Raw genomic sequence first — 10,041 nt, forward strand, 5'->3', positions numbered from 1 at the left:
AACTCCCAAGGAGAGAACGAACAATGAGCACGCTTGAGGACAACAAGGCCGTCGTCCTGCGCTACTACCACGAGCTGGTCACCGGCCAGCGGCTCGACCTGGTCGAGGAGCTGATCGCCGAGGACGCCGTGGACGAGAGCCGGGTCGGCCCCGACGGACCGGGCAACGTGGAGGACTTCCGCGAGCACCTGCGCTGGCTCTGGAACAACGTCCAGGACGTCAAGGCCACCGTCGAGGACCTGGTCGCCGAGGGCGACCTGGTGATCGCCTACTGGCGGATCGAGGGCGTGCACGTCGGCCCGATCTTCGGCGTCCCGGCCACCGGCCGGCACTTCACCGGACACAGCGTCAGCCGCCTGACCGTCCGCGACGGCAAGGTCACCCGCTACAGCGTGCTGCCCGACCGCCTCGGCATCATCCAGCAGCTGACCCCCGTCGGCGTCTGACCCCCGCACTCCCCTCGGGCCCGGCCGGCCACCCCGGCCGGGCCCGTTCCCGTCCCCAGGAGACCGTGATGACCGACCACCTTTCCCTCGACGACGCGGAGCAGCTGCGCCAGCTGCTGGCCCGCTTCTCGCACGCCTTCGACAACGCCGACGCCGAGGCCCTCGGCACCGTCTTCGCCGCGGACGGCGTGATCGAACTCGCCCGCACCGGAGCGGTGTTCAAGGGCCTGGAGGCCATCCGCGCCTTCAGCAGCGACCTCGGCCCCGAGTCCCCGGACCACCAGACCGTGGACACCGCCTTCCAGCTCGACCAGGACGGCGTGGTGCGCGGCCGCAGCCGCTACCTGGTACTGCTGGCCGACGGCAAGGTCCACAACGGCGAGTACCTCGACGTCTACGTGAAGACTCCCGACGGCTGGCGGATCGCCAGCCGTCGCTCGGTGCCGCGCTACCCGCTGGTGCGCGGGGCCTGAGGACCCCTCAAGGGTGGGCTAGGGGTTGCCTAGGGGTCCCCGGGGCGTTTGATCTCGGCAGACTTCTCGGCATCCCCCCAGCTCACACCTCTCGTAAACGGAGCACTCCAATGCCCAGAACCGGGCCCCGTCCCGTCCCGCTGCTCGCCGCACTCGCCGCGGGCACCCTGCTGCTCACCGGCTGCGGTTCCGGCGCCACCGGTGCGGCCCCGGCCAAGAGCGGCGACCAGGGGACTCCCGTCCAGGGCGGCTCGCTCACCTACGCCACCGACGTCGAGCCGATCTCCTTCGACATCCACGTCAGCCAGCAGGACGTCACCGGCGCGATCCAGCGCAACGTGTTCGACTCCCTGGTCCAGCAGGACGCCAAGGGCGAGTTCCAGCCCTGGCTGGCCACCAAGTGGGAGATTGCGCCGGACCTGAAGAGCTTCACCTTCCACCTGCGCGAGGGCGTCAAGTTCACCGACGGCACCCCGTTCGACGCGGAGGCGGTGAAGGTCAACTTCGACCGGATCGTGGCCAAGGAGACCAAGTCCCAGTACGCGGCCAGCCTGCTCGGCCCGTACACCGGCACCGAGGTGATCGACCCGAAGACCGTCAAGGTGAACTTCGGCGAGCCCTTCGCGCCGTTCCTGCAGGCCGCCAGCACCCCCTACCTCGGCTTCTACTCGCCCAAGACGATCAAGGAGAACGGCGCCAAGCTCGGCGCCGGTGGCCCGGCCGACGTCGGCACCGGCCCGTTCGTCTTCTCCAGCTACACCAAGGGCCAGAGCGCGGTCTACACCAAGAACCCGGACTACAACTGGGCTCCGGCCGGCGCGGCCCACCAGGGCCCGGCCTACCTGGACAAGCTGACGGTCCGCTTCCTCACCGAGGACTCGGTCCGGCTCGGCGCGCTGAACAGCGGCCAGGTCCAGGTCGCCGACCCGGTCCCGCCGTCGGGCGTGAAGACCGTGCAGGCCGACTCCAAGCTGAAGACGATCTCCACCGACGCCCCCGGCGCGGTCTACTCGCTGGTGCTCAACACCTCCAAGGCTCCGCTGGACGACCCGCTGGTCCGCAAGGCGGTGCAGCGCGGCATCGACGTCGAGACCGACGTGAAGAGCATCTACTTCGGCGTCAACAAGCGGGCCTGGAGCCCGGTCGCGCCCACCACCCCGTACTACGACAAGTCGCTCGAGAACAGCTGGGCCTACGACAAGGCGCTGGCCGAGAAGTCCCTGGACGAGGCCGGCTGGACCGCCAAGGACGCCGACGGCTACCGCACCAAGAACGGCCAGCGCCTCACCATCGAGTGGCCGCTGCCGCCCGCCGAGTACGTCCGCGAGCAGCGCGACACCCTCGGCCAGGCGATCCAGGCCGACCTGAAGAAGATCGGCATCGAGGTCACCCGCCCCCGGCTGGACATCGGCACCTACATCGCCCAGGTCTACGGCGGCAAGGTGCACATCGCCGACTACAGCTGGGCCCGGTTCGACCCGGACGTGCTGCGGCTCTACTTCCACAGTGCCAGCCAGCCGTCCAAGGGCGGCCAGAACGCGACCTTCTACAAGGACGCCCAGCTGGACGAGTGGACCACCAAGGGCAAGGAGACCTTCGACAAGACGGTCCGCCAGGAGGTCTACGGCAAGACCCAGCAGCGCGCGATCGAGCTCGGCCTGATCGTGCCGCTGTACGTCCGCACCGCCACCGTCGGCCAGTCGGCCCAGGTGCACGGCCTGACCGCCGACCCGAACACCTGGCTCCGGTTCCACGACGCCTGGCTCGGTAAGTGACATGACCGACCACGACCTGACGGCCCCTCAGGGCCTCCGTGCGGTGACGCTCGGGGTGCTGCGCAGGCTGTTCGTCCGCCTGCTGGGTGCCCTCGCGGTACTGATCGGGGCCGCCACGGTCGCCTTCGCCGCGCTCCAGCTGGTCCCCGGTGACCCCGTCACCGTGATGCTCGGCCCCGGCTCCGCCGCCACCCCCGAGGTGAAGGCGGAGATCCGGGCCACCTACGGGCTGGACCAGCCGGTCGCGGTGCAGTACCTGCACTACCTGGGCCGCCTGCTCACCGGGGATCTCGGTGAGTCCTACCAACTCCAGCGGCCGGTGGCCGGGCTGATCGCCGATCAGCTCGGCTCCACCGTCCAGCTCGCGCTGGCGGCCCTGGTGCTGGCCGTCGTCCTGGCGCTGGTCGCAGCCACGGCGACGGCCGGCCGCCGCCCCGCCCTGCGGGGGGTGAGCTCGCTGCTGGAACTGCTGGCGGTCTCCAGCCCCTCGTACTGGATCGGCATCCTGCTGCTCACCGCCTTCTCGTTCCAGCTGCGGATCTTCCCGGTGGCCGGGGACCAGGACCTGTCCGCCCTGGTGCTGCCCGCCGTCACGCTCGCCCTGCCGCTCACCGGGGTGCTCACCCAGGTGCTCCGGGAGGGCCTGGAGACCACCCTGGGCCAGCCCTTCGTGCTCACCGCCCGGTCCCGCGGCCTGGCCCCCGCCGCCGTGCTGCTGCGGCACGCGCTGCGGCACACCACCGGACCGGTGGCCACCCTGACCGGCTGGCTGACCGGCTCGCTGCTCGGCGGCGCGGTCCTGGTAGAGACGGTCTTCGGCCGGCCCGGCATCGGGGCGCTCAGCCTCCAGGGCGCGGTCAACAAGGACATGCCGCTGGTGATCGGCCTGGTGCTGCTCTCCGCGCTGGTCTTCGTGCTCATCTCCACCCTGGTGGACCTGCTCCACGTCGCCGCAGACCCCCGCCTGAGGAGCCGCTGACCCCATGGCCAAGCCAGCCTCCGGCCGGACCACCCTGGTCCTGGCCTCCGCCCTGCTGGTGCTGATCGCGGCCGCCGCGATCGCCCCCGGCCTCTTCACCTCCGCCTCCCCGGTGGAGACCGACCCGATCCACGCCCTGGCCGCTCCCAGCGCACAGCACTGGTTCGGCACCGACCAGTTGGGCCGCGACCTGTTCTCCCGGGTGCTGCACGGCACCCGCCCCTCGGTGCTGCTCGGCCTCGGCGCCACCGCCCTCGCGGTGGCCGGCGGCGCCGCGCTCGGTCTGGCCTCCGCGCTCGGCGGCCGGGCCGCCGACCAGGTGCTGATGCGCGCCGCCGACGTCCTGCTCTCGCTGCCGCCGATCCTGCTCGCCCTGCTCGCGGTCACCGTCCTCGGCACCGGCTCGGGCAACGTGATGGCCGCCATCGCGATCGCCTTCGTCCCCGGCTACGCCCGGATCGTCCGGGCCGAGACCCGGGTGGTGCAGCGCTCCGGCTACGTCGAGGCCGCCCAACTGCTCGGACTGCGCCGCTCCGAGCTGATCCTGCGGCACGTCCTGCCCAACGCGATCGGCCCGATGCTGGTGCTCGCCACCGTCGGCTTCGGCTCGGCCCTGATCGCCGCCTCCGGCCTGAGCTTCCTCGGCCTCGGCCCGCAGCCGCCCTCGCCGGAGTGGGGCGCGATGCTCTCCCAGGGCCGCAGCTTCCTCCAGACCGCCTGGTGGATCGGGGTCTTCCCCGGCGCCGCCATCACCCTCACTGCACTCGCGGTCAACGCCGTCGGCCGGCGCGCGCAGCGCCGCTTCACCGGGAGGACCGCCGCATGACGCTGCTCACCGTCGAAGGGCTGGGCGTACGCTTCGGCTGCGCCGCGCCCGCCGTCCGGGAGGTCTCCTTCACCCTGGACCGGGGCGAGTGCCTGGCCGTGGTCGGCGAGTCCGGCTCCGGCAAGAGCGTCACCGCGCGCAGCCTGGTCGGACTCACCGGCGCCGGCTCCGCGGTGACGGCCCGTCGGCTGGAGTTCGACGGCACCGACCTGACCGCACTCGGCGAGGCCGGCTGGCGCGCGGTGCGGGGACGGCGGATCGGCCTGGTGCTCCAGGACGCGCTCACCTCGCTCGACCCGCTGCGCACCGTCGGCGCCGAGGTGGCCGAACCGCTGCGGGTGCACGGGCTGGCCGAGCGGGCCGAACGCGCCGGGCTGGCCGCCGCGCTGCTCGGCCGGGCCGGCGTGCCCGAGCCGGACCGGCGGGCCGCGCAGTACCCGCACCAACTCTCCGGCGGACTGCGCCAGCGCGCCCTGATCGCCTCCGCGCTGGCCGGCTCGCCCGACCTGCTGATCGCCGACGAGCCGACCACCGCACTGGACGTCACCGTGCAGGCCCAGGTGCTGGAGCTGCTGGCCGAGCTGCGGCGCGGCGGCACCGCCCTGCTGCTGATCAGCCACGACCTCTCGGTGGTGGCGCGGACGGCCGACCGGGTCGCGGTGATGTACGGCGGCCGGATCGTCGAGAGCGGTCCCACCGCGCGGCTGCTCGCCGAACCCCGCCACCCCTACACCCGGGCCCTGCTCGCCGCCGTCCCCGGCCCCGCCACCCGGGGCCGCCGCCTGGCCGTCCCGGTGCTGGACCGCCCCCGCCCCGGTCCGGACGGCTGCCCGTACGCCGCCCGCTGCGACCGCGCCGACCGCACCTGCCTGGAGGTGGTGCCCGCCATCGACCACCACGGCACCCGCTGCTGGCACCCGGTCCTGGAGCCGGCCGCCGTCCCGGCGCCGATGCTGTCCGCCCCGCTGAAGCGTCCTGACGCCCCGTCGGAGGACCGCCCGGCGGTGGTCGAGGTCGACCGGGTCACCAAGTCGTTCGGCGGACGTCCGGTGGTACGCGGGGTCTCGCTCAGCCTGGCCGCCGGGGAGACGCTCGGGCTGGTCGGCGAGTCCGGTTCGGGCAAGACCACCGTGGCCCGGATCGTGCTCGGCCTGGAGCAGCCGGACTCCGGCACCGTCCGGCTCGGCGGCGCCCCCTGGAGCGAACTGCCCGAGCGCCGCCGCCGGGCCCAGCGGCTCCGGCTGCAGGCCGTGCCGCAGGACCCGCTGGGCTCGTTCGACCCCCGGCACACCGTGGAGCGGGTGGTCGGCGCCGCCGTGGCCCGCACCGGCGTCGGGCCCGGCCGGGCCCGCCGGGCCCGGGTCACCGAACTCCTCGACCAGGTCGGCCTGTCGGCCGCCCTGCTCACCCGCCGCCCGGCCGAACTCTCCGGCGGCCAGCGCCAGCGGGTCGCCATCGCCCGGGCGCTCGCCCCCGCCCCCGAGGTGCTGGTCTGCGACGAACCGGTCTCCGCCCTCGACGTCTCGGTGCAGGCCCAGATCCTCGACCTGCTGGCGGATCTGCGGGAATATCTCGGGCTCGCGATGCTCTTCATCTCACATGACCTCGGCGTGGTCCACCACCTGGCCGACCGCGTAGCGGTGATGACGGAGGGTCAGCTGGTGGAGACCGGCGAGGTCACCGAGGTCTTCGCCAACCCGGCCGCCGGCTACACCCGACGTCTGCTCGCGGCCGTCACCACCCTGGAGGTACCGGTATGACCGGGGGCACCCTGTACGCCGTCAGCGACCTGCACGTCGGCTACCCCGAGAACCGCAAGGTGGCCGAGGAGTTGTGGCCCCCCTCGGCGGAGGACTGGCTGATCGTGGCCGGGGACGTCTCGGAGAGCTTCGAGGACATCGGCCGCACCCTCGGCCTGCTGCGCGAGCGCTTCGCCAAGGTGATCTGGGCCCCCGGCAACCACGAGCTCTGGACCACCCCCGACGACCCGGTGCAGCTGCGCGGCGAGGCCCGCTACCGGGCCCTGGTCGAACTCTGCCGCGAGCTGGACGTGCTGACGCCGGAGGACCCGTACGCCGTCTGGCGCGGCGAGGGCGGGCCGGTCACCATAGCCCCGCTGTTCGTGCTCTACGACTACACCTTCCGCCCGCCCGGCACCACCACCAAGGAGCAGGCCCTCGCCGTGGCCGAGGCCGCCGGGGTGGTCGGCACCGACGAGATCGTGCTCCACCCGGACCCGTACCCGAGCCGGGACGCCTGGTGCGCGGCCCGCCTGGTCGAGAGCGACCGCCTGCTCGCCGCCCGGGACCCGGCCCTGCCGACCGTCCTGGTGAACCACTTCCCGCTCCGCCGGGACCCGACCTTCGTGCTGCGCCACCCCGAGTTCGCCCTCTGGTGCGGCACCGAGCACACTGGGGACTGGCACCTGCGCTACGGCGCGAGCGTGGTGGTCTACGGGCACCTGCACATCCCGCGCACCACCTACTACGACGGGGTCAGGTTCGAGGAGGTCTCGCTCGGCTACCCCCGCGAGTGGAAGCCGCGCGGCGGGCCGAGCGGGCTGCGGCGGGTCTTCCCGGCGGCCGGCGGGCCCCGGTGATCGAGGCCCTGCTACCCGCAGCGGTGGCCTGGTCCGAGGCCGTCGAGGGGGACGACACCGCACAACTCCTGCCGGCGGAGGCGGCCCTGACGGAGCGGATGGTGCCGGGCCGGCTGCGCGAGTTCACCGCCGTCCGGGCCTGCGCCCGCCGCGCGCTGGCCCGGCTCGGCGAGCCGCCCGCCCCGATCCTGCCCGGCCCCCGGGGCGAACCGCGCTGGCCCGCCGGGCTGGTGGGCTCGATGACCCACTGCACCGGCTACCGGGCCGCCGTGCTCGCGCGCCGCACCGACCTGCCCACCCTGGGCATCGACGCCGAACCGCGCGCCCCGCTCGGCCCCGGCCTGCTGGAGGCGGTCTCCCTGCCCGCCGAACGGACCAGGCTGGCCACCCTGCACCGCCGCGACCCCGGACTCCCGTGGGACCGGCTGCTGTTCTCCGCCAAGGAGAGCATCTTCAAGGCCTGGTACCCGCTCACCCACCGCAACCTCGGCTTCGAGGAGGCGGACGTCGTCCTCAGCCCCGACGGGACCTGGCACGCCCACCTCCGCGTCCCCGCCGCCCCCGGAGCCCCGCGCGCCTTCACCGGCCGCTGGGCCGCCACGGCGGCGCTGCTGCTCACCGCGACGGCCGAGCCCGGCTTCTGACGGCCCGGGCGCCGGACGGCGCCTCGCTCACTCCGCGCTCACACCGCGCTCACTCCGCCGACAGGCGCGGCGTGCGCGGCGGCACCGCCCGCCGGGTGCCGGTCGCCTCGAAGGCCGCGCCGAGGGCCAGCAGGGCGTTGTCGTCGTAGGCGCGACCCGCGAAGGTCAGCCCCACCGGCATGCCGGTGTCCGCCATGGTGCCCATCGGCACGGTCACGGTCGGGATGCCGAGGTGACGGGGCACCAGGTTGCCGTTGGCGACCCAGACGCCGTTGCGCCAGCCGAGGTCGGCGGACGCCTCGGAGACGTCCATGTCGGCCGGGCCCACGTCGGCGACCGCCGGGAAGACCACCGCGTCCAGGCGCTGCTCGTCCATCCACTGCTCCAGGTCGACCCGGCGGGTCTCCTCCAGCCCGCGCAGGCCCTGCTCCAGGTGCGGCATGTCGGTGAACGACGCGTACGGGCGCTCGCGCACCAGGCGCGGGTAGTCGCCGATGGTGTCGTCGAAACCGGCGTAGCGGTCCGGGAGTTCGCCCTGCTGCTTGGGCCAGATCCGGTCGGAGTCGACCTCGGCCAGCCCGGCCAGGGCCGGATCGCCGTTCGCCCGCAGGAAGTCGTCCCAGGCCCAGGCGGACAGGTCCTCGATCTCGACGGTGAGGAAGTCGCGGGTGACCAGGCCCCGGGTGAACAGCGACGGCGCGCCGGGGCGGTCGGACTCGTAGTTCGACACGACGGGGAAGTCGACCTCGACCACCTCGGCGCCGGCCGCCTCCAGGTCGCGGCGCGCGGCCTCCCACAGGGCGATCACGGAAGGCCGGGTGTCGATCCGCTGACCGGTCTGGCCGCCGATGCCGCCGTCGGGGTTGGTGCCGGCCCCGGGGTCGGCGTTGATGTACATCCTCGGCACGCCGACCCGCTTGCCGGCGAGCGCCGCGTGCGCGGTGGGCAGGTCGGCGGGGGCGAGCGCCGGGTAGGAGTCGGGCCGGACCTTCGAGGCGGCCGGCAGCTCCACCCAGGGCTGCGCGCGCCAGAGGTCGCCCCGGGTCTGCGGGTCGTCGGCCACGATGACGTCGAGCAGTTCGAGCAGGTCGGCCATGGTGCGGGTGTGCGGGACGACGACGTCCATGGTCGGCACCAGCGGCCAGTTGCCGCGCACCGAGATCACGCCGCGGCTGGGCGTGTAGGCGCAGAGCGCGTTGTTGGAGGCGGGCGCGCGGCCGGAGGACCAGGTCTCCTCGCCGAGGCCGAACGCGCCGAACGAGGCAGCCGTCGCGGTGCCCGAGCCGTTGGAGGAGCCGGAGCCGTACGCGCTGGTGAGCCAGGCGGCGCTGTACGGGCTCTCGGCGCGGCCGTAGACGCCGCGCTGCATGCCGCCGTTGGCCATCGGCGGCATGTTGGTCAGGCCGATCAGGACGGCGCCGCCCGCGCGCAGCCGCTCGACCGCGAAGGCGTCGCACTGGGCGACCAGGTGCTCGAAGGCGGGCGAACCGGCCGCGGCCGTCAGGCCCTTCGCCAGGTAGCTGTCCTTCGCGGTGTACGGGATGCCGTCCAGCGGGCCGAGCGACTCGCCGCGCGCCCGCCGGGCGTCGGAGGCCTCGGCCTCGGCCCGGGCGTCCGGGTTCAGCACGACCATCGCGTTGAGCGCGGTGGCGGTGCCGGGCCGGTCGTAGGCCTCGATCCGCGCGAGGTAGGCGTCGAGCAGCCCGACCGAGGTGGTCGCGCCCTGCTCCAGCGCCGCGCGCAGGTCGGCGATCCTGGCTTCCACCACGTCGAAAACGTCGGATCCGCGCGTCATTCGGGTGCCTCCTGGCGGGGTCGGGACGGCCGCGGCTTGCCGCCGCCTCGTGCCGGAACGTTCCGGCACAGGGTGACCATAAACAATGCCGGAACGTTCCGGCAAGAGGCCTCGCCGGTGCGGACCGCCGTTCTGCGTCTAGACTTCCGGGCTGTGACCAGCCGATCCGTGACCCTGCTCGACGTGGCCCGGGCAGCCGGAGTCTCCAAGAGCACGGCCTCCGACGCCCTGCTCGGATCCGGCCGGGTGGCCAGGGCGACCCGCGAACGGGTCCAGGCCGCGGCCCGGGAGCTCGGCTACCGGCCGAACTCGGCGGCCCGCAGTCTGCGCCGCTCCAGCACCGGAGCCGTCGGCCTCCACCTGCCCCGCACCGCGACCCGGCTCGACTACTACATGAAGCTCGCCTTCGGCTCGTGTCGTGAGATGTTGGGTTAAGTCCCGCAACGAGCGCAACCCTTGTTCTGTGTTGCCAGCATGCCTTTCGGGGTGATGGGGACTCACAGG

Annotated in this window: 9 protein-coding genes and 1 pseudogene; 9 read left to right on the top strand and 1 reads right to left on the bottom strand. The window is 73.6% G+C overall.

All coding sequences use genetic code 11. The features are described 5' to 3' along the window. Window positions 1-23 precede the first annotated feature (23 nt). From ABT118_RS29045 to ABT118_RS29080, 8 genes are all read left to right on the top strand, one after another. Window positions 24-446: an ester cyclase gene (locus ABT118_RS29045; RefSeq protein WP_350675255.1), complete on the top strand. Its 423-nt coding sequence runs from the start codon at window positions 24-26 to the stop codon at window positions 444-446. A gap of 68 nt (window positions 447-514) precedes the next feature. Then, window positions 515-919 (top strand): nuclear transport factor 2 family protein, encoded by a 405-nt coding sequence (locus tag ABT118_RS29050; protein WP_350675257.1) that lies wholly within the window; start codon window positions 515-517, stop codon window positions 917-919. 110 nt (window positions 920-1,029) lie between these two features. Continuing rightward, the gene (locus ABT118_RS29055) at window positions 1,030-2,694 is read left to right on the top strand and encodes an ABC transporter substrate-binding protein (RefSeq protein ID WP_350675259.1); all 1,665 of its coding nucleotides are present in this window, start codon (window positions 1,030-1,032) and stop codon (window positions 2,692-2,694) included. 1 nt (window position 2,695) lies between these two features. After that, a complete protein-coding gene (locus ABT118_RS29060) occupies window positions 2,696-3,673 on the top strand; it encodes an ABC transporter permease (RefSeq protein ID WP_350675261.1) in 978 nt (325 codons plus the stop codon). 4 nt (window positions 3,674-3,677) lie between these two features. After that, window positions 3,678-4,499, top strand: coding sequence for an ABC transporter permease (locus tag ABT118_RS29065; protein WP_350675264.1), 822 nt, complete (start codon window positions 3,678-3,680; stop codon window positions 4,497-4,499). Beyond that, window positions 4,496-6,259, top strand: coding sequence for a dipeptide ABC transporter ATP-binding protein (locus ABT118_RS29070; RefSeq protein ID WP_350675267.1), 1,764 nt, complete (start codon window positions 4,496-4,498; stop codon window positions 6,257-6,259). The genes ABT118_RS29065 and ABT118_RS29070 overlap by 4 nt, the downstream gene beginning before the upstream one ends. Beyond that, window positions 6,256-7,098, top strand: coding sequence for a metallophosphoesterase family protein (locus ABT118_RS29075; RefSeq protein WP_350675269.1), 843 nt, complete (start codon window positions 6,256-6,258; stop codon window positions 7,096-7,098). Before ABT118_RS29070 ends, ABT118_RS29075 begins: the two co-directional genes overlap by 4 nt. Continuing rightward, complete coding sequence (locus tag ABT118_RS29080; protein ID WP_350675271.1) at window positions 7,095-7,742, top strand: 4'-phosphopantetheinyl transferase family protein; 648 nt, start codon at window positions 7,095-7,097, stop codon at window positions 7,740-7,742. Before ABT118_RS29075 ends, ABT118_RS29080 begins: the two co-directional genes overlap by 4 nt. Window positions 7,743-7,791: 49 nt before the next feature. Here ABT118_RS29080 and ABT118_RS29085 read toward each other — a convergent pair whose 3' ends face one another. Next, window positions 7,792-9,537: an amidase gene (locus tag ABT118_RS29085; protein WP_350675274.1), complete on the bottom strand. Its 1,746-nt coding sequence runs from the start codon at window positions 9,535-9,537 to the stop codon at window positions 7,792-7,794. A 153-nt stretch (window positions 9,538-9,690) separates the two neighbouring features. Between ABT118_RS29085 and ABT118_RS29090 the strand changes: the two are divergent. After that, window positions 9,691-9,951 (top strand): annotated as a pseudogene (locus tag ABT118_RS29090) (LacI family DNA-binding transcriptional regulator); the annotation flags it as partial. Between the last annotated feature and the right edge of the window lie 90 nt (window positions 9,952-10,041).

Source organism: Kitasatospora sp. NPDC002040, from assembly GCF_040296785.1.
Classification (GTDB): Bacteria; Actinomycetota; Actinomycetes; order Streptomycetales; family Streptomycetaceae; genus Kitasatospora.